Origin of the sequence: Variovorax ginsengisoli (assembly GCF_030486595.1) — a bacterium.
Classification (GTDB): Bacteria; Pseudomonadota; Gammaproteobacteria; order Burkholderiales; family Burkholderiaceae_C; genus Variovorax; species Variovorax ginsengisoli_B.
This window is the reverse complement of record NZ_JAUJZH010000036.1, coordinates 1-18708: the sequence shown is the minus strand read 5'-3', so window position 1 is coordinate 18708 and position 18708 is coordinate 1. Positions and strand designations below refer to the sequence as shown.

At 62.5% G+C, this 18708-nt stretch carries 16 protein-coding genes, 1 pseudogene and 1 other annotated feature; of the genes and pseudogenes, 14 read left to right on the top strand and 3 right to left on the bottom strand.

All coding sequences use genetic code 11. The annotated features are described in order from the left end of the window. Positions 1–676: 676 nt before the first annotated feature. Together QZH52_RS33320 and QZH52_RS33315 are read right to left on the bottom strand one after the other, a co-directional pair. Entirely contained in the window at positions 677–1333 is a 657-nt protein-coding gene (locus tag QZH52_RS33320; RefSeq protein ID WP_436411659.1) for a nucleotidyl transferase AbiEii/AbiGii toxin family protein, read from the bottom strand. Next, positions 1330–1821: a helix-turn-helix domain-containing protein gene (locus QZH52_RS33315; RefSeq protein WP_301815432.1), complete on the bottom strand. Its 492-nt coding sequence runs from the start codon at positions 1819–1821 to the stop codon at positions 1330–1332. Before QZH52_RS33315 ends, QZH52_RS33320 begins: the two co-directional genes overlap by 4 nt. Positions 1822–2006: 185 nt before the next feature. Between QZH52_RS33315 and QZH52_RS33310 the strand changes: the two genes are divergently transcribed. The 3 genes from QZH52_RS33310 (at position 2007) to QZH52_RS33300 (ending at position 4090) form a co-directional block, all read left to right on the top strand. Then, positions 2007–3140, top strand: a complete 1134-nt coding sequence (locus QZH52_RS33310) for a site-specific integrase (protein ID WP_436411658.1) — start codon at positions 2007–2009, stop codon at positions 3138–3140. A gap of 159 nt (positions 3141–3299) precedes the next feature. Continuing rightward, positions 3300–3623 carry a hypothetical protein gene (locus QZH52_RS33305; protein ID WP_301815431.1) on the top strand — a complete coding sequence of 108 codons (324 nt, stop codon included), beginning with the start codon at positions 3300–3302 and terminating at the stop codon, positions 3621–3623. Between the two features lie 116 nt (positions 3624–3739). Continuing rightward, complete coding sequence (locus tag QZH52_RS33300) at positions 3740–4090, top strand: hypothetical protein (protein WP_301815430.1); 351 nt, start codon at positions 3740–3742, stop codon at positions 4088–4090. 312 nt (positions 4091–4402) lie between these two features. On the opposite strand, the gene QZH52_RS33295 is transcribed toward QZH52_RS33300, so the two are convergent. Continuing rightward, positions 4403–4888, bottom strand: coding sequence for a hypothetical protein (locus tag QZH52_RS33295; RefSeq protein WP_301815429.1), 486 nt, complete (start codon positions 4886–4888; stop codon positions 4403–4405). Positions 4889–5393: 505 nt separating this feature from the next. Here QZH52_RS33295 and QZH52_RS33290 point away from each other — a divergent pair. The 11 genes and pseudogenes from QZH52_RS33290 to QZH52_RS33235 all read left to right on the top strand — a co-directional run. After that, entirely contained in the window at positions 5394–6548 is a 1155-nt protein-coding gene (locus QZH52_RS33290; protein ID WP_301815428.1) for an AAA family ATPase, read from the top strand. Continuing rightward, positions 6545–8767 (top strand): S8 family peptidase, encoded by a 2223-nt coding sequence (locus QZH52_RS33285; protein ID WP_301815427.1) that lies wholly within the window; start codon positions 6545–6547, stop codon positions 8765–8767. The genes QZH52_RS33290 and QZH52_RS33285 overlap by 4 nt, the downstream gene beginning before the upstream one ends. A 396-nt stretch (positions 8768–9163) precedes the next feature. After that, positions 9164–9895, top strand: coding sequence for an RNA polymerase sigma factor (locus QZH52_RS33280; protein WP_301815426.1), 732 nt, complete (start codon positions 9164–9166; stop codon positions 9893–9895). After that, positions 9892–10530 carry a hypothetical protein gene (locus QZH52_RS33275; RefSeq protein ID WP_301815425.1) on the top strand — a complete coding sequence of 213 codons (639 nt, stop codon included), beginning with the start codon at positions 9892–9894 and terminating at the stop codon, positions 10528–10530. The genes QZH52_RS33280 and QZH52_RS33275 overlap by 4 nt, the downstream gene beginning before the upstream one ends. Beyond that, complete coding sequence (locus QZH52_RS33270; protein WP_301815424.1) at positions 10527–13850, top strand: UvrD-helicase domain-containing protein; 3324 nt, start codon at positions 10527–10529, stop codon at positions 13848–13850. Before QZH52_RS33275 ends, QZH52_RS33270 begins: the two co-directional genes overlap by 4 nt. A 101-nt stretch (positions 13851–13951) precedes the next feature. Further along, positions 13952–14455 carry a hypothetical protein gene (locus QZH52_RS33265; protein ID WP_301815422.1) on the top strand — a complete coding sequence of 168 codons (504 nt, stop codon included), beginning with the start codon at positions 13952–13954 and terminating at the stop codon, positions 14453–14455. Positions 14456–14465: 10 nt separating this feature from the next. Beyond that, complete coding sequence (locus tag QZH52_RS33260; protein WP_301815421.1) at positions 14466–14924, top strand: DUF7665 family protein; 459 nt, start codon at positions 14466–14468, stop codon at positions 14922–14924. Then, positions 14881–15396, top strand: a complete 516-nt coding sequence (locus tag QZH52_RS33255; RefSeq protein ID WP_301815420.1) for a M67 family metallopeptidase — start codon at positions 14881–14883, stop codon at positions 15394–15396. Before QZH52_RS33260 ends, QZH52_RS33255 begins: the two co-directional genes overlap by 44 nt. Beyond that, complete coding sequence (locus QZH52_RS33250) at positions 15393–16850, top strand: ubiquitin-activating E1 family protein (protein ID WP_301815419.1); 1458 nt, start codon at positions 15393–15395, stop codon at positions 16848–16850. Before QZH52_RS33255 ends, QZH52_RS33250 begins: the two co-directional genes overlap by 4 nt. Positions 16851–17179: 329 nt before the next feature. Beyond that, positions 17180–17596: a type II toxin-antitoxin system HicB family antitoxin gene (locus tag QZH52_RS33240; RefSeq protein WP_301815417.1), complete on the top strand. Its 417-nt coding sequence runs from the start codon at positions 17180–17182 to the stop codon at positions 17594–17596. Positions 17597–17668: 72 nt separating this feature from the next. Then, positions 17669–18597: pseudogene (locus tag QZH52_RS33235) on the top strand (IS3 family transposase); the annotation flags it as partial. Next, positions 17947–18063, top strand: a sequence feature (AL1L pseudoknot). Its footprint overlaps the pseudogene before it by 117 nt. Positions 18598–18708 lie beyond the last annotated feature (111 nt).

Below are 18708 nucleotides of genomic sequence, written 5' to 3'. Positions count from 1 at the left end.
ATGTCTGGCCACTTCCAGCGACTTCGCGGCCTGATCGATCCCGGCCCGATCGCAGACGTCCTCGAGTTCCGAGATGACGTCATCCACTCGATCCATGAACTCCTCACGGTTGCGAGCGAGTCCTTCGTTGACGAACGTGCACGACAGATGCGCAAGTCGCTCTTCGCCCGCCCGGTGCGCCCAGTGTCGGATTTCGCAGCAGCACAGCAACGCCAGCCTCCCGAGATCGGAAGTCCTCCGAGCCTAGGCCATCTCGCCCGTCAGGTCTTCCAACCGGGTGCGCAAATCCGGCGACATGTGTTTTGATCCCATCCTGGGGAGCCGCATGTTCCATGCCGCTTCGTCGTTGTTAGAGCGTTGCCTCTAAGGTCCGGGAAGCAGCCATTCGCCTGTTTTTAGCGTACGACGCCTGGTGGCCGCATTCTGGCGTAGCCGCGAGGGTCCCGTCCTTGGCCGAGTCCTGCTCGGAAGTTCGGTCCGGCGTCGAGAACCGTCGTGCGCAGAGACTGTCAGGGTCTCGCCATAGTGCCACCACCACTGCCTCGGCCCATTCACGCCCTGAGCATGAAGTGTGAACACCATTGAAACGCTCCCATGGTCGCTTTCGCAGGGTTGGACTGACGGTTCAGCGAACTGCTTGTGCTCTTCCGCCGCAGATACCGAACCGCCCAGACAACTACAGGCTGTCTAGGAACTCTCGGACGATGGCCACGCAATGGTCGAAGCCGGGCGTGTAGTCCAGCGTAGCGATGGCATCGAACGCGGCGCGCAAGCCGGCATGCGGCTCCCGGATCTGGGCCAGAAATGCAGGCCGATGGCGCAGCAAGAACGGTGTCGCAGCCAGAAGGGGCTCTGGCTCCCGCTCGATCACGAGCGCCAAGTCGAACAGATCGCGCGCCGTGACCCGATCGCCACGGTGGTACATCTTCTTGGCAATGATTTCAGCGGCCGTCTCCACTCTCACGGAGCGGCCGCCGATGTCCCAGGTTTCCCAAGCATCGGCCAGCAAGTTGGGAGCGGCCACGAAGTCGACCTCGCCTTCCTCGAACTGCAGCTTGACGAAGGCGCCGGGCTGCTCGGTGTAGTCCTGTGTCAGGTCAGCCGCTGTGTCGCTCAACCGAGGCGTGACGAAGCCGAGATATTGCGGATCAGGCACGAAGATGTCGATGTCCTTGCTCGACCGATGGCGGTGACGGAACATCAGTACGGTCCCACCGCCAAAGGTCCAGAACGGATCCGCGATGCCGCCGTACCGGCTGATCTCGTCGATCAGCGCCAGCGCCCGCGGGAACAGTTTCTCCCAGGGGCCGCCGGGCAGCGACCCGGACTTCACGCCCACAGCCCCCGCCGGTGCACGGACAAGGATTCGGCCAGTTTCGCCACGTTTCGCCAGACCTGCCGGGGAGGCAGATGTGCGCGTGAAGCCGCCTCCTCCACAGCCATCACGACGATGGGCACGGGCGCTTCATCGAGCAAATGGGTCAAGTGCGGGGCAAAAGAGGGCGGCACGTCACCGCTCGCCAGAGCCTGCTCCAGCGCCTCGGGGGCCAGTTCGCGCGCATAGCTGACGCTGGCCGTCTTGGCCGCCATCCATAGGCCGCGCTTCTTGCTCCGCGCCTGCGTATCCGGTTTGGGGCTGTCCAGTCCCAGCACCGCCATCACCTGCCCCACGCGGTTGACTCCCAGATCGCTCAGCGCGCCGTTTTCCAGGCCAACCAAGGTCTGACGAGACAGGCCGGTCAGGTGCGCCAACTGCGCCTGGGACAGGCCCAGCTCAGCGCGCCGCGCTCGCACCGCATGGCCAATGTCGACAAGGTTCATGGCAGATCGGACCAAGGATTGTCCAAAATATTGGACATATTACGCCTCCCCCTTCCTTCCTGCAAGGGAGGCTGCCTCGGCCCCTCTCCTGACTGCTAGCAGAGGTGGCGAAGTGCCCTCGCCGGGACGAATATTTACGCTAACGGCGTGTTCGTCCGTGAATCCAATGCTGCTGGAGGTCGTCCATGAAATCTGCTGAGAAAGTGTCGCCATCCAAGGCGTCCAAGGCGTTGATTCCTCTGAAACGCGACCACGCGCTCCTCGATCCCAGTCAGCTGTCCGGCATGGCCGAGGAAGCCGCGCACGACCTGATGGCCGAAGGCGAGTCGGACAACACCCGTCTGGCGTACCGGGCCGCCATGCGCTACTGGGCCGCCTGGTTCGGCGCGCGCTACGGCCGGCAGATGTCGCTTCCGGTGCCCGTGCCCGTGGTGGTCCAGTTCATCGTCGACCACGCCGAGCGCTCGACCAAGGCGGGTCTTGAGCACCAACTGCCGCCCGCGATCGACGAAGCCCTGGTCGAGGCCGGTTTCAAGGGCAAGCTCGGGGCGCCGGCGCTGAACACCCTGATGCATCGGATCTCCGTGCTCTCGATGGCCCACCACCTTTCCAAGCAGGCCAATCCATGTGTGGATCCTGCCGTGAAGGCGCTGTTGAGCAAGACCAGAAAAGCCTATGCGAAGCGCAACGCCCTGCCCCACAAACAGCGTGCGCTGACGAAAGAGCCGCTGGAGGCGGTGCTGGAGACTTGCAACGACTCGCTGAAGGGAAAGCGCGACCGCGCCCTCCTCCTCTTCGCCTGGGCCTCGGGCGGGCGCCGGCGCTCGGAGGTGTCAGAAGCGGTCTTCGAGAACCTGCACCGCGGTGATGAGGGCGCCTATCTGTACACGCTGGCGAGTTCGAAGACGAACCACAACGGGAAAATCCGCCCAGAGGATGTGAAGCCGGTGGTCGGGTCGGCCGCCGTGGCCCTGGAGGCCTGGCTCAAAGCCAGCGGCATCGCCTCAGGGCCACTCTTCCGACGGATCCTCAAGAACGGGAAATTGGGCACCGACGGGCTCTCGGGGACAGCGGTGCGCGACATCGTGAAGGCGCGGTGTGCGCTCGCGGGCGTGGGGGATGATTTCTCGGCGCATTCGCTGCGGTCGGGGTTCGTCACAGAGGCGGGCAGACAAAACATGCCGCTGCAGGAGACGATGGCGATGACCGGGCATCGCAGCACGGACACTGTTGCGGGATACTTCCGCGCAGGTGCCGCTCAGGTCAGTGAGGTGGCTCGGATGATGGACTTGGGGAAGCAGAGTTCCAATAAGGCCTGAAGGGGCCGTTCGCCTGTCGCTTGCCTGTTTTCACATTGGAAGTCGCTGTCGGGCTTCGACGAGTTCGACATGGGCACGCTCGCTGGACGACGCCCTACTCGACGCCGTACCATGAACATCGCAAAAGCTCGTGGACCTGCGAGCAGCTCGTGGGGATGAATGCGAACCTTTTTTTGTTCAATCGTCGGCGCGTTTGTCATCTGGGTGCTGGCGGCATGCCAACATCCGACGCCAAGTCCTTCGATCGGCGTCGGCAATCCATATCCAGTCAGCAGCTACCTCTGCGACGGGACACGCTTGGCCGTGCGCTTGATGGGAGAGAGCGCCTCGGTCTCCGTTGACGGGTCGGCTGCCGTCGATCTTCCGGCGATCGGACAGTCGGGGACCACGTTCTCCAACGGACGCCAAACGCTGATCGTCGAGCATGGCCGCACGTCGTGGGCCGTGGGGCGCGCCATGCCGGTTGCGTGCACCGGCGGCTGACGCGGGAGAACACATCCGAGGACCTTCGTGAAGGGCATGGGCCTGAACGTCCCCCTGCAATCGAAGCGTACGCCTCGGCGCTGCTGCGACTGAGAGTTTCGAGATGCTCGCCAGGTTTGAAACCGGCTTCACACGAACCAGGCTGGCAACCGATCGCCCTGGAAAGCCAAAGCGCGTCAAATCGGCATGAAAAGGCCAACCTTGCGCAGAACCGCGATTGCCAAGTCGTTGTCAGGGTTAGGTTTTTTGAGGCGATCACCCCAATGCCCACTAACTACGAGTTGCTCGAACACGACCGGGAGTGGTGTGAAGACCTCGAACGAAGGATCGCGGCCGGCGAGCTGCCGACGGCCCATCAGCTTGACGAGGCGGCCGTCGTCCTGGCCAGGTCGGACCAAGGCAAGTTTGCGCTGCTCAGACGCGTGCATGCCTTTTGGAAGTTGACCGGCCTGATCTCCATTCGCTGATGGCAGTTTGCGAAATTGGGCCGACGCGCGTCGGCGCCGGGTTCGCCCCGAGACGATAGGCTTCTCAACTCAAAGAAGCTGCTCATGGCCCCTCGTCGACATCGTCCGCCTTCTTCGTCGCGTCCAGGCTTCGTCCAGCAAGCTTTACGAAGTGCCGGCGCCCGAAGTCACCCTCGCTGAGAACGCCGAGGTGCTGGGCTTGGTCAAGTTGCTCCGGCTCCCCAGCAAAGGAAAGCACGATCTCGGCGATGAATATTTCGGGGCGCTGCTCAAGCCCGCGGGCTGGCGCTTACTGACGGCGCAGATATCCCTTTAGCGCACCAACTGGAGACTCCGGGCCACCTCGACCTCTAGGGCCCTGAAGTGTTGATGTCTCCAGTCATCCAAGTCACGAAGCGCAGAATGAAAATCCTTATAGTCTGAGACTGCGTTGGTCGGAGCCAATACGATCGCCGCCTCGTTGACGTTCAGTAGTTCCGTGATCGGGCCCGCAATGCGGCTGCCGAACAGATAGGGCGCTTCGGCTGCTTTGCGAAGGTCTTGCCGCCGCTTGGTCAGCCAAGCTCCTCGCATCATGAGATCCGCTTCATCACCCGCATCGGAGAGTGCACGCACCGCCTCCCAAGCTTCCATGCGGCGATCAAACAGATCGAAAGCGAGCTTATCTTTGCCAAGGCGCCACTGTCGGTACTGAATCACTCCGGTGACGACGACCGCCATTGCCGAAGCGACGACCGTCGCCACGGTTCGCCAGAAATCGAGCTGTTTGGGGTCTATCGAGCTGATCCAGTCGTGCATGGCCGCGAGCATATCTGCCAGCGGGGGTAATTACCGGATTGCCGAAGGCGACGCCGCCCGCGCTCTGGCCGGCTGCAGTGCGCTATTCGGCCAGAATCCCGTCCCGGGTTCGAAGACGACCGCAAGGCCGCCAGCGTGCGTAGCACGTGCCGACCTTGATCCGCGAGAACCGAGTGCAAGAATGAAGGGAACCGGCAAGTCAGCCCCACACCAGACCTGCCTTCACGGCAAGCGCAGCGTGCAAACCGGGCGCAGCCCAGTCCGGAGGCGTCAGCCGAGCGCAGCGAGGGAACGCCGGAAGCCGGGATGGGCGAGACGCCATAGGCGGCTTGATGCGAAGCCCGACAGTGCGGCCCGCCTCGGCGGGCGATGCCCAGGAATCCACGACTGTCCTCCGACGGCTTGCGCTCCCACTTCCTGTTGAACTGTGAGACAATACAATTAGTCCAACATGATTGTTGGAAATATATATACAAATCAATATCTTACAGGAATGTTGGGCGAAATGCAGGAAGAGCAATCAGATTTAGCCCAGATGGTTCGCTTGGCCCTGGCCGAGCAGACTGAAGACGTGCGCCTGTTCGCGGCGCGGCTGGTCCGCAAGTACCGAGGCAAGGCGCCCGACCTGGCCGAGCAGCTCGAGTTGTTCCTGAAGTCGAAACCGGCTCGCAGCGTCTCTCCCATGCGCAAGCTGCCGCCTACGCCGTCGCCAACCCAAGCCCTGCCGGTCGACGACGAATCCCGCCTTTCGCTTCTGAAGGTGTTCAAAGACGAGCCGACGAAGGACGCGCCGCTGCTGTCCAGCGATATCGAGGCAGTCTTGGGGCAACTCATCGCCGAGCGCCGGCAGAGTGATCGGCTGCGGGCGCTGGGGCTGACGCCGACCCGCTCGGCTATCTTTGTGGGGCCGCCGGGGGTTGGCAAGACACTCACGGCCCGCTGGCTCGCCGCGCAATTGAAGGTGCCGCTGTACGTGCTAGATCTGACCGCTGTGATGAGCAGCCTGCTGGGCAAGAGCGGCGCCAACCTACGGGCGGCCATCGACTTCGCCAAGCGCGATCCCTGCGTGCTGCTGCTGGACGAAATCGACGCCATCGCCAAGCGGCGCAGCGACGACAGCGACGTGGGCGAACTCAAGCGCTTGGTCACCGTGATCTTGCAGGAAGTCGACGAATGGCCCACTAGCAGCGTATTGCTTGCGGCCACCAATCACCCGGAGCTGATCGACCCGGCGCTTTGGCGCCGCTTCGACTTGGAGGTCCAATTCAAGACGCCCGATGAGCAGGCCGTCAAGGAAGCCATCAAGCGCTTCCTGGGGCCGGACTACGCCCTTTTTGCCCGTTGGATCGACATCCTGGTGTTTGCATTCGCCGGGCACTCGTTCAGCGACATCGAGCGCGATGTGCAGCGCTTCCGGCGCGCCGTGGCCCTGGGCACGACCACCGATGCCGACCTGGTCGAGGACTTCATGAAGGCACGCGCTCTGGCGCTCGACAGGCAAGGCCGCATTGACCTGGCAGTGATGCTGGCCAAGCAAACCCGCCTGTCCCAACACGCCGTCTCCGACATCACAGGCGTGAGCCGGGACACGATTCGCAAGTACACCAACGATACGCCTGCGGCACGAAAGACCGCGCTCCGGAGAAAGGCTGACGCATGAGCCAAACCAATTTCCTGATCGGTCGCGGCGAGTTGCTGACCCACGACATCGTGGGTCCGAGGCGCATACCTGGCAAGGCTGAGGTCTACACCTTCGCGCAGGCGCAGGAACGATTGGCTCCCCAATTCCGCAGTGCTGCGAAGGCGCTGGACGAACTGCCGACTGACGCCTGTCCGGGCGACTTCGCGGTGGCCAGGTTGATGATGAATCCCAGCTTCATTGCTCGCTCCTACTTCCCGACCGGCCTGTTGCGCAGCACGGGGCTGGAGTCCATCGGCAGCCGGACCGTGAAGGTCAGGCCGCAGGCCTGGACTCGCAAAGGGCCGCCGCAGGAGACCACGACGACCGAGTTATTCGTAGCCGGCAAGCGCCAGGCTTTCCGCAGCCTTTCGCAATGGACGGAAATCATTGATGCGGAATCCGACGAGGGCGATGACCTGGCCCACATTGAACAGTTCGCTGCCTTCGCGCCGGCCGACCGCATCGTGAGCCTGGGCAGCCCGAAGGATCGCTTCTTCGAGGTGGGCCTGCATCTGTTGCCGGATGAAGATCCTGGCTTGATCCAGAAGGCTTTCGTGAAGTTCGCCCAGCGAGAGGGCGTGAAGGTTCACAGTGAAGTCGATTTCGTCGCAGGCAACCTGTGGTTCGTGCCGGTCGAGGGCAAGCCGCGCGAAGTCGAGAAGCTGGCCAGTTTCGCCTTCGTCCGGGTGATCCGGCCGGTGCCCAAGCTGCGCGGCATCCGCCCGTTACAACGCAGCGGTGGGCCCTCTGTGGGCTGCAGCCTCCCTACCGAGCAAGCCCTGTCGTCCGAGCCTCGTGTCGCCATCCTGGACGGTGGCCTGCCCAAGCACCACCCAATCGGTCCCTGGCTGCGCTCGTATCGCAAGCTTGACGAAGATGCTGAGGATGACCCGCATGGCCCGGAGCACGGTCTGGGCGTGACATCGGCCGTGCTGTTCGGCCCGATCCAGCCCAACGGAACGGCCGGTAGGCCTTTTGCTCCGGTGGACCATTTGCGCGTGCTTGACCAGGAATCGGCCGGTGAGGAACCGTTGGAGTTGTATCGCACGCTCGGTCTCATCGAACAGGTTCTGCTGTCCCGCTCCTACGAGTTCATCAACCTGAGCCTGGGGCCGGACCTTGAAGTGGAGGATCAGGAAGTTCATGCCTGGACATCCGTCATCGACGAACTGCTCAGCGATGGCGACACGCTGATGACCGTGGCCGTGGGCAACAACGGGGAACGCGACCGCGAACTCGGCTACAGCCGAGTGCAAGTTCCGTCGGACTGCGTGAATGCACTCTCTGTCGGCGCGGCCGACGATACCGGTGCGGGCTGGGCCCGCGCACCCTACAGTGCGATCGGGCCGGGCCGCAGCCCCGGCGTCGTCAAGCCTGACCTGATGGCCTTCGGCGGTAACCCGGCGGCCAAATACTTTCACGTCCTGGCGCCGAACGCGAAACCGGTGCTGACGCCACAACTGGGCACCAGTTTCGCGGCGCCGTACCTGCTGCGTAGCGCGGTCGGCATCCGTGCCATCCTGGGCGGCAACCTAACGCCTCTCGCCATCAAGGCCTTGCTGGTCCATGCGGCAGATCCTGGCGAGCATGACCCGATCGAAGTGGGCTGGGGCAAGATCCCTGAGGACACCCTCGACATCATCACGTGCCCGGATGGCGTGGCTCGGGTGGTCTACCAAGGGGAGCTCAAACCCAGCAAATACCTGCGCGCCAGCCTGCCGCTGCCAAAGGAAGCGTTGACGGGCAACGTCCGCCTGAAGGCCACGTTCTGCTATGCATCACCCACCGATCCGCAGGATGCTGCAGCCTACACCAAGGCCGGCCTCGAAGTTGTCTTCCGTCCCAACGACGAGAAGATCAAGGACGGCAAGAGCAACGCGGACACCAAGGGCTTTTTTGACTTGAAGAAATTCGCCACCGAACAGGAACGCCGCTCGGATCAGGGCAAGTGGGAAACCGTGCTGCACGGGGCTAAAAGCTTTCGTGGTTCCAGCCTCAAGAACCCCGTGTTCGACATCCACTACAACGCCCGTGACGGTGGCGGTCGGGCTACCGGCGCCGAGAAGATCCGCTACGCGCTGATCCTTTCGGTCGAGGCGCCGAAGCACGCCGATCTCTACAACGACATCCTGCGAGCCTATGCCAAGACGTTGGTGCCGATCCAGCCGCAAGTTTCGCTGCCCATTAGGGTCAAGTAATTCATCCATTTTCATATGGGCGTTACCAAGATATGGCGAACGACCGTTCCAGACTTATTCCGGTCGGTCATGGGCAGACGGTCGATGAGCCTTTCGGCTCTCTCTGCGGCCTTCGGGGGGACAGATTGCAACAATAAGTGACCAATTCAAAGGGGAAGTGGTCACTCCAGCGGACCTGCGAATTGAAAGGCAACACCCTGTGTGCCTGCAACAGACGGCGATCCGATACAGCAGCGACCGGAAGAGCGCGCTGGCCGTCATGGGCTCTTCAACAGCAGATCCTCAGCACGAAGCCAGACGATTTCCGATTTCCGGCTTCTCTTGCGACTTAGTCATGCGGGGGGCATCCCTCGAAACAGAAATGTGGGGTGTTCGCATGACCAATGGAAAAGAACGATGTATACACGAGAACCTGACTCGGCCGTAGAGGCCCTCGATGATCGCTCTCTGCTGGCCAGGCTGGCGCGCACGGACTGGGAACACGACCCGCGGTTCATTCCCGATGAGCAGGTCTTTCTCATGTTCCGCCGTGCCCGCGATGTTGGAAACGAAAGCCGGCTAGGAGTGCTTTCAAGGGTGCTGTCACGGCGCTTACTCAGCCTCGCTAAGGGCTTCGCAGTGCGCAGCGGCATCTACCCCGGAAGCATCGGCAACCTGGACCAAGCCGCGGAAGAGTTGTCCCAGTACGTCTGGGAGTGCCTGGTCACACGGCCGGGTGACGCAGCTCATGCCGAAAAGCTTTTTGGGCAGTTGTTCAAGCGTCGCGCACTCGACTTCCAGCGGCGTTTGCTGGCCAAAAAGCGGAATCTCCAGGACAGCCTGGATGCCATGGACCGCTCCGACGAGGATGACGATCCCGACAAGACCATTCGCAAGGTGTCCGCGCTTCGGCAACCCGCAACGCCAGCCGACGCCCTGGCTACAAAAGAAGAGCACGCGCAAGTTGTGGCCCGCCTGCAGGCCCTCCTGACCAAGCAAGAACTCTTTGTATACACGATGCTCTACGTCGAAGAGATGCTGGTCAAGGACATCGCTACCGCGCTCGGAGTCACGCCTCGAACCGTCAACACATACAAGAACAGTGCCCTCGACAAGGTCGAAGAGATGCGGAAGGAGTTCAAGCAATGACATCGCCCACTCGTAAGCTGTCACTCGAAGAAGTTCTGGACGAGTTCTTCTTCTCCGCTGACAAGCCATCACCCGCTATGGTTCTTCGCGCCTGTGAAGCCCACCCGGAATATCGCGAGGACTTCCTCGAGTTCGCAGCACTCTGGTCGTCATACGAGGCCTCACCCGATGTCGCAGCTGCCGACGTGCAGGAAGTCTCTGAAGAGTCCGTATCGCGCTTGCAGAGCTTCGTGCTCAATCGGCTTCACGAACTGGACCAGGGGTCTGCCTCCAGTTCGAAAGTTGAAGCTGCACGCAAGGCCGTCGAATCGCTTGCAGGGAAAAGTCTGAGGCAAGCTGCCGCAGCAGCTGGTCTTGGTGCTTCAGCACTGCTTCTGACGAAGGTTCTTACCAAGAGCGTCGTCAACGTTCCCACCAAGGTCCTTAGCGACTTGGCAGCGCATCTCAATGTTGCGCTTGCCGGACTCCAACAGTGCCTGGGACCTTCTTTGGCGGGTGCCAAGAGCTTTAGAGCCAAAGGAATCCCAAACGCCTCTACTCAGGAAACTTGGGAAGCTGCAGTACGTTCATTGTCGGTCAGCGACGAAGAGAAACAGCGCCTGCTGGCTCTACAGACCAGAGAGGGTGACTCGTGACCCCGTTTCACAGAGCCCGGGAGGCTGCGACGCAGTTGAGGCGCCAGCTGTTCGGCGACGGGGCGTCATCGGGCGTTCCATCGAACCAGGTTATCGACGCCGTAGCGGCCGAAGACGCCGAGGACTTCGACATCTCTGACGCGGCACCTGATGACGAAGCCCTCGGGAGCGCTGATGCTGTTCTGCTCCGCAAGTTCCGACAAATCGTCGTACGCAACGACGTGCCGAGCGGCGAACGCGCGTTCCTCATCGCACACGAGTTCGGCCACTGGAAGCTTCATCACGAAGGCCACGAGGGTTGCCACAAGGTCGTTGATTCGACCTTGAAGCCTGAAGACGGTGACACTTTCGGCGCCCAGAAAATTGAAGCCTATGGCGCTCGCGAGCGATCCGAACTCCAGGCAAACATCTTCGCCAGAGAGCTTCTCCTTCCACGCGCGGTGGCCCGTGGGCTCTTCCTCGCCGGAAAGACTGCGACACAACTCGCGCAAGACCTAGACGTCCCCCTGGAGTTGGTTCGGCAACAGTTGCTCGATGGTTTGCTTCTTCCCGAGCCGCCAGCGAACAGTGATGAGCCGCCCCAGCCCATCACGCCAACCCAGGACCAGATGGCGGCAGCCACGTCGTCTGCCAAGACCTCCCTGGTGGTAGCCGGACCTGGCACCGGCAAGACGGCCACGCTCCTCATGAGGGTTCAGCATCTACTCGCCGAGGGGGCCAAGCCCGAGAGTTTGCTGCTGCTGACGTTTTCAAATCGGGCAGCGCGAGAGCTGGTTGACAGGCTGCAAGAACTTGGTGTCTCGAACGCCCATGACATCTGGGTTGGCACGTTTCACGCCTTCGGCCTGGAGTTCCTTCGCAAGAACCACGAGCAGTTCGGCCTGCGGCCGCGCTTCGGTGTCGCCGACAAGATGGCGCAGATTGCGGTTCTCGAGCCCCACATCTACGCCCTTGGCCTGAGGGCGTTCAATCCGCTTGGCGACCCCCTCGATTGGCTGAAGGACGTCGTCTCGACCATCCAGCGAGCAAAGGACGAACTCGCCGATGCCAACGAGTTTGCCGACGCAGTTGAGCAATCGGCACCGGACACCCCCGCTGAGGTGCTGGCCAAGCAGCACGATGTCGTCAAGCTATACAGGTGCTATGAATCTAAGATGCATGCGAATGGCAGCCTCGTCGACATGGGCGACCTCGTCATGCTCCCGGCCCTTGCGCTGACCAAAGAGTTCGCCAAGTACGCCGCGAGTGTCGGCCGCTTCAAGCACATCCTCGTCGACGAATACCAAGATGTGAACCGGGCAAGTGCCCAACTTGTGAAGGCATTGGCCGCTCACGCCAGGAGCCTCTGGGTCGTGGGAGATGCACGGCAAGCCATTTACCGATTCCGCGGCGCGTCCATGCGCAACATCGTCCGCTTCGGCGACGACTTTCCAACCCACGCGACGTTCCCGCTGAACGAGAACCGGCGCAGTTTCGAAGAGGTCATTCGCGTCTTCGAGCACACGGGCCGCGAGGGCAATCCTCTACAGATGGTGCTCCCACTCGATGACGTGGGGTCAGCGCGCGGACACAGCGGCATCAAGCCTCGTCATGTTCAGTGCGCGAATGACGACGTGGTCCATGGAGAACTCGCGGCCAATGTTCGTCGCATCTATGGGCTGGGTGTGGCTTACCGTGACCAGGTCATTCTTGCAAGCACCCACGACACCTGCAGCGCCGCGGCAGATTCACTGAACGCGGCAGGGGTGCCTGCTCTGCACCTCGGCGACATCTTCCAGCGGCCCGAGGTCAAAGACCTGTTGGCATTGCTGCAGCTGTTCATCGACCGGTCAGGAAGCGGCATGCTTCGAGTCTCACAACTCCCAGGCCTCCAGTTGCCGCCCACGGATGTCGAGAAGCTGCTTGCCTGGTGTAAAGCGAAACGACCGATGCCGCTATCCTGGGTTGTCGCGCCGCCTCCTGGTCTATCCAGCAAGGGCGTGGCTGCACTGCAGCGCTGGGCCGCCACTTTCGATGGCCTCGAGTCAGCAGACTCCCCGTGGGAAGTAGCATGTCAGCTTCTCCTGGACCGGACAGACGTTCTTCGTACCCACCTGGCCGGCAGCAGCATTCTCGAGATCGCCCGCCGCATCGCACTCTGGCAGTTCATTTACTTCCTACGGGTGCCAGACGGTGGGCGGGCGTACCAGACCGTCGGCAGCTTCATCACTCGCTTGCGCCGCCGGCTGCGCGTCGGCGATGACCGTGAGCTCCGCATCCCGCCTCCGGAGGCGGACAGTCTCGATGCGGTAGCCGTAATGACAATTCATGGGAGCAAGGGGCTGGAGTTTGAGGCGGTCCATCTTGTAGACATCGACGCCAGGCATTTCCGCATGGGCACGGACTCCGACCTAGTCCCGCAGGCCTTGTTGCAGTCCATCGCTCCCATCGAAGACTTCGAGGGGCAGAGCGAAGCGTCGAACAAGCTGTACGTGGCACTATCCCGAGCACGAGAACATTTGGTCCTCTACGAGACCAACGCGATGTACAACGCTGAGTGCGTTGCGGCTATCACCGGCGCTGCACATCTACTCGAACGAGTTCAAGGAAAGGCCGCCGTTTCCAAATTGCCGGCGCTGCCATCTGGCAGAAGCTCTGCGCCCGTGCCTGCGACATACGACCTAGCAGGCTTCTTGTCGTATCGGGTGTGCCCACGGCGCTATTTCTACGACTGTATCAAGGAACTGAGCCCTGCAGCAGGACTGCATCCGGCGGCCTTGATTGAAGGGGCCGTCATGCGCGAGCTTTTCGCCCCCTACGGCGGAGAGCCGGGGCCGCCATCTGCAGAAGTCGAAAAGGTGCTGGCCTCGCTTGGGCCAGCCTTCAACGATTCCGTGCCACATCTCAGGGACTACGCAGACCAGCTCCTAGCTTCCGGTCGTGCATGGCTTGGCATGCAGCGCGCAGCAAGGGCCAAGCCGTTTGACATCGAATGCGCAGGCATCCCTCTTCACGTATCGCCCCACCGCATCACGAAGTCCGGGTCTGTGATCAAGATTGAATTCGTGCGCGTCAAGCCATCTGGCAAGCTGTCGCGTCAACACAAGACTCTTAGGTGGGTGTTGAAGTACCTGGCCGAGTCTTCGCCCAAGTTCTCGTTCCAGGGCAGCATCTTCGTGCTAAGCACAGGCACCGAGGAGCCCGTCTTCCCATACGGCCGACTGCCGGCCGACTTCTTCCTCGTCCCAATTGCGCAGGCTCTGATGGCCGGCAACTTTGAGGCCAAGCCCAATCCTTGGGAGTGCCCGAAGTGCAGGCACTTCCTGCATTGCCCAGCCTAGATCGATCTGGTGCACGCACTTCCGATTTCTCGGGCTATCTGCGACTTACCCAGCATGAGCAGCGCATCCCGTGCGGCTCGCCAAGCTGAAAGAAAGCAGAAATGCCAACTCGCGTCTACATCCAGTCGGAGTTCTTCTCTGACACCAAGTTCGTCGAAGTCGACGACGAGGCCACAGTCGAAGAGCTGAAGCGCGTCGTCCTGGCGTTGCTGCAGGCCGGCGCGGATGCGTCCGACCTGAAGCTCTCGGTCGAGGACGATGACGACGACGCCCACGGCGACGGCCACGCGACCCACGTCAAGCACCTCAAGAAGGAGCACGGCGTGCGCGTCCACCTCCACCGCTGCAAGCATGTGGAAGTGCAGGTGCGCTTCGGCGCTGAGGTCGTGCACCACAAGTTCCGCCCGGCGACCACCGTGGGCCGCGTGCGCCTCTGGGCCGGGAAGAAGCTCGGCATGGCGCCAGGCGACATCGCCGAACACGTGCTGCAGATCGCCGGCACCACCGAGCAGCCCGATGTCGACATCCACATCGGCACTCTGACTAAGTGCCCGCAGTGCTCGGTGACCTTCGACCTGGTGCCCGCGCACCGCATCAACGGCTAAGGGGCGAGGCATGGCACCGGATGAGCAATCTCTGCGTGCCGACCTCGCGTCGGCGCGCTTTCTCTCGGGCGAGGACCGCAACCGCTGGCAGTTCAAGAAGCTGGAGTGGCCCTACCTCTACGTCAACGTCATCGCCCGCGATCGTCGCGAGTACACGCTGCGCCTGGACTGCAGCGGCTTCCCGATGTCCCCCCCCACGGGCACGTTTTGGGACCTGTCGACGAACAGCAAGCTGTCGTTCGACAAGTGGCCCCAAGGCGGCGAGCGCCTGCAGCTGGCCTTCAAGCCCGGCTGGAAGGCAGGGGACGCGCTTTACATCCCCTGCGACCGCGAAAGCATCGCCGGCCATGAGTGCTGGTTCGCCCAGTACCCGCAGCTCATCTGGAAGCCCACCAAGGGCATCAGCCACTACCTGGAGGTGGTCCATGACCTTCTTCAAAGCCGCGACTATGTCTGCGCCCCTGCTTGAGGTGCCTGCCGCGCTCTGGGCGGAGCTGATGGCGCACCTGCGTGTGCAAGGCGGTGGCGTTCGCGAAAGCGGCGCCTTCCTCCTTGGGCACAAAACCGACGCTGGCCGTGTGGTGCTGCGGTTCGTGCCGTACGAGCAGCTGCAACCCGACGCGCTCCGCAACGACTACGTTTCCCTGAAGGCCGCGAGTTTCGCGAAGCTGTGGGAGGTCTGTCGCGCTGAAGGCATGACCGTCGTAGCGGACGTGCATACGCATCCCTTCGGCCCGGGCCAGAGCCGGTCGGACCGGGCGAACCCAATGGTCGCCTTGAAGGAGCACATCGCGCTCATCGTGCCCCGGTTCGCCAAGGGCAACCCGCGCCCCCGCGACCTTGGGTTGTACGTCTACGAAGGCAACCACCAGTGGGCGTCGTACTCGGGTTCCGATGTCGACCATCTCCTGCGACTCACCAATGCTGGAGTTTATCAATGACCGAATTCAACGCCGACTCCATGCACCGCCTGGCCAAGATGGCTCTGGACTCCGGCGAGGCCACCTCGCCCGAGGAGGCGGTGGCGCTTTTCTCTCGCTACCGGCTGCGCATCCATCTCGGTCAAGGCTGGGCCACCACGCTCGCCGGCCAGGCGTGCTTCTTGACCGTGCTGAACACGGCCGTACGCGCCTTCCTGGGCGGCGTCGAGGTCTACGGCGACCTGAGCTATGAGCTCAACGTCCCGCTGTACCAAGGGCGCAGCGCCCAGGTCGTCGCTGAAGAGCTTGGCGCAGAAGTTTCCAACAGCGCGGCCTCGGGCTTGCCGACCCTCGTTCTTGGCGCCGCCCCCGAAGGCACGCCCCCCGCGTTCTGTGTTCAGCTCAGCTGGGACCACTGGCGCTTTGAGATTGCACCCGCTGTTGCGGGCGGTGGACTGGCATGCGTGGACGACAACCCTCTCGCGGGCATCGGCGCCGCGGCGCTGGGGGTCAACGAGGCGTTCATGCACGTCCGTGGCGACCTGGCTGAGGCCGGCCACCGAAGCGTCGGCATGTCGCTCTGGAACCCGCTCGCGCTCGCCGACTGGCGCAACGATGCACACAAGGGCCCCGAGCTCGCCTACTTGCCGAAGTCCCTGTGGCTCGTCGGCCTGGGCCATCTGGGCCAGGCCTACGCATGGACGCTGGGACTGCTGCCCTATCCGGCCAATGGTCGCCCGCACCTGGTACTCCAAGATTTTGACAAGGCCGCCAAGTCCAACCTCAGCACCTGCTTGCTGCTGTGGGCGGCGGACCTGCTCAAGCCCAAGGTCAGGGCGTTGGCGAGCCGGCTCGAGGCCGCGGGCTTCACCACCGCGCTGGTCGAGCGCCGTTTTGGCCTCGGGCATCGTGTCATGGTCGAAGAGCCGACCACGGCCCTCTTCGGCGTCGACAACGTGGTCGCGCGCCGCGACCTCGATACCGCCGAGTTCTCGCTGGTCGTCGAGACCGGGCTTGGCAGCGGGTATCGCGATTTCCGGAGCATCCGGCTGCACACGTTCCCGGGCCCGCGTCGACCGTCGGAAATCTGGACGGCGGAATCTGCCGCGCAAGCCTCCGTTGAGTTGAATGACACCTACAAGAAGTTGGCCGACGAGCGCCAGGACATCTGCGGGATGACGCTGCTGGCCTCTCGCGCCGTAGCCACGCCGTTCGTCGGGGCGCTAGCGGCGGTGCTGGCACTGTCCGAGGTCATGCGCCCGCTCCACGGCGGCCTGGTTCACGCCGCCCTGGACGTGCAGATGAAGAGCCTGCGCCATCGCACTGGCGCAGCGCCAACCGCGCACCAAGGGCTGCAGACGGCCTTTGTTCAAGCCGAGAAGCGGTTGTCCGGCCCCGTGCCAACGCGATCCAGTCGTTCCGTGTTGCGCGCGCAACACGCCGCCCAAGACACGCGTAACCATTTTTGTTTATAATCCGTTTCGGACGTGTGTGGCTTGGTCATCCAACAGGACACGTTCCGCTTCGAGGGTTGAAGCGACTCAAGTGCAATTTCGCACTGTTTTTATGAGAGGTGGGTACATGGTTGAAGCAATTCTTTTGAAGTGGAAGGTCTATGAAGACATCGGAATTCAGGCGGTTTCTCGCCTCTCTGGGCGCAACCTTCGTTGAAGGCAAGAAGCACACAAAGGCCTACTTGAACGGCAAACAAACTACGCTCCCACGACATGCGACGGAAGAGTTGGGCCTCGGGCTCCGCATGCTCATCCTCCGCCAGCTAGGTGTGAAGCAAAAGGGGAAATGAATGTTTAGTTATCCCGCAAAAATTGCGCGGGACGGTGACGGATACGTGGTGTCCTTTCCGGACATCCCGGAGGCTTTGACGGGTGCGAAGAGCCGGTCGAAAGCCCTTGATCTCGCAGCGGATGCATTGACTACCGCGATGGACTTCTATTTTGAAGATAGGCGGCCTGTGCCGTACCCCTCTCCATTGAAGCGTGGACAGGTTGCAGTTGACCTTCCCGCCAGCGTCTCGGCGAAGGTTCTATTGCTGAACGAGATGATCGCGCAGGGCACGCGACCTGCGGATCTTGCACGGCGAATGGCCGCTCGCCCTCAAGAGGTCACGCGGCTGATGGACCTGCATCATCCGACCAAGATTGATACTGTGGCCGCGGCGCTCCGCGCGCTGGGCAAGCGACTGGAGCTCTGCGTGGTCTGACGACGCCAGAGAGTGGCCCATGTGAATCGCCCCGGATTTTGAGGAGGCTCAACACTCTGAGAGGACTGAGCCATGAAGAAGTCGAACAAGTTCTCACCCGAGGTCCGTGAGCGGGCGATGAGGATGGTGCAGGAGCACCGTGGGGAGTACCCGTCGCTGTGGGCGGCAATCGAGTCCATCGCGCCGAAGATTGGCTGCGTGCCGCAGACGCTGCACGAATGGGTCAAGCGCGTCGAGGTCGACACGGGCGTGCGCGAAGGCGTTACGACCAGCGAGGCCCAGCGGATGAAGGAGCTGGAGCGCGAGGTCAAGGAGCTGCGCCGGGCCAACGAGATATTGAAGCTGGCCAGCGCGTTTTTCGCCCAGGCGGAGCTCGACCGCCGGCTCAAGTCCTGAAGGATTTCATCGACAAGCATCGCGATACCTTCGGGGTCGAGCCGGTCTGCAAGGTTTTGCAGGTCGCCCCGTCGGCGTATCGACGACATGCTGCGCTGCTGCGTGAGCCTCACAAACGCTGCGCCCGGGCTCAGCGCGATGATGTGCTGGCCCCGGAGATTCAGCGTTTCTGGCAGGCCAACATGCAGGTCTACGGCGCCGACAAGGTGTGGCGGCAACTGACTCGTGAAGGCGTGACCGTGGCCCGCTGCACGGTCGAGCGATTGATGCGGCGGCTGGGACTGCGAGGCGTGATGCGCGGCAAGGTTGTGCGCACCACTGTCGGTGATGCCAGGGCGCCATGCGCTCTGGACCTGGTCAATCGGCAGTTCCGTGCCGAGCGGCCGAACCAGCTGTGGGTCAGCGACTTCACCTACGTCTCGACTTGGCAGGGCTGGCTCTACGTGGCCTTCGTCGTTGACGTGTTTGCCAGGCGCATCGTGGGCTGGCGGGTGAGCAGTTCAATGCGAACCGACTTCGTGCTCGACGCGCTGGAGCAGGCCCTGTATGCCCGGCAGCCGGAGCGCGATGGAAGCCTGGTCTGCCACTCGGACCGCGGGTCGCAAGGCGGATTCAACCGGTCGTCGCAACACTTTCAATCATGGAGGTGTTTATGGGACGACCCGCGGGGTGGATGCAAAAGTTAACGGGGCGAGGTGCAATGCGCTCACCCGGTG

What these genes read in the sequence shown, in the direction of transcription:
- QZH52_RS33315 (WP_301815432.1), bottom strand. Translation starts at nt 1,821, where the DNA reads ATGAACCTTGTCGACATTGGCCATGCGGTGCGAGCGCGGCGCGCTGAG.
- QZH52_RS33310 (WP_436411658.1), top strand. Translation starts at nt 2,007, where the DNA reads ATGAAATCTGCTGAGAAAGTGTCGCCATCCAAGGCGTCCAAGGCGTTG.
- QZH52_RS33305 (WP_301815431.1), top strand. Translation starts at nt 3,300, where the DNA reads ATGCGAACCTTTTTTTGTTCAATCGTCGGCGCGTTTGTCATCTGGGTG.
- QZH52_RS33295 (WP_301815429.1), bottom strand. Translation starts at nt 4,888, where the DNA reads ATGCACGACTGGATCAGCTCGATAGACCCCAAACAGCTCGATTTCTGG.
- QZH52_RS33290 (WP_301815428.1), top strand. Translation starts at nt 5,394, where the DNA reads ATGCAGGAAGAGCAATCAGATTTAGCCCAGATGGTTCGCTTGGCCCTG.
- QZH52_RS33285 (WP_301815427.1), top strand. Translation starts at nt 6,545, where the DNA reads ATGAGCCAAACCAATTTCCTGATCGGTCGCGGCGAGTTGCTGACCCAC.
- QZH52_RS33280 (WP_301815426.1), top strand. Translation starts at nt 9,164, where the DNA reads ATGTATACACGAGAACCTGACTCGGCCGTAGAGGCCCTCGATGATCGC.
- QZH52_RS33275 (WP_301815425.1), top strand. Translation starts at nt 9,892, where the DNA reads ATGACATCGCCCACTCGTAAGCTGTCACTCGAAGAAGTTCTGGACGAG.
- QZH52_RS33265 (WP_301815422.1), top strand. Translation starts at nt 13,952, where the DNA reads ATGCCAACTCGCGTCTACATCCAGTCGGAGTTCTTCTCTGACACCAAG.
- QZH52_RS33260 (WP_301815421.1), top strand. Translation starts at nt 14,466, where the DNA reads ATGGCACCGGATGAGCAATCTCTGCGTGCCGACCTCGCGTCGGCGCGC.
- QZH52_RS33255 (WP_301815420.1), top strand. Translation starts at nt 14,881, where the DNA reads ATGACCTTCTTCAAAGCCGCGACTATGTCTGCGCCCCTGCTTGAGGTG.
- QZH52_RS33250 (WP_301815419.1), top strand. Translation starts at nt 15,393, where the DNA reads ATGACCGAATTCAACGCCGACTCCATGCACCGCCTGGCCAAGATGGCT.
- QZH52_RS33240 (WP_301815417.1), top strand. Translation starts at nt 17,180, where the DNA reads ATGTTTAGTTATCCCGCAAAAATTGCGCGGGACGGTGACGGATACGTG.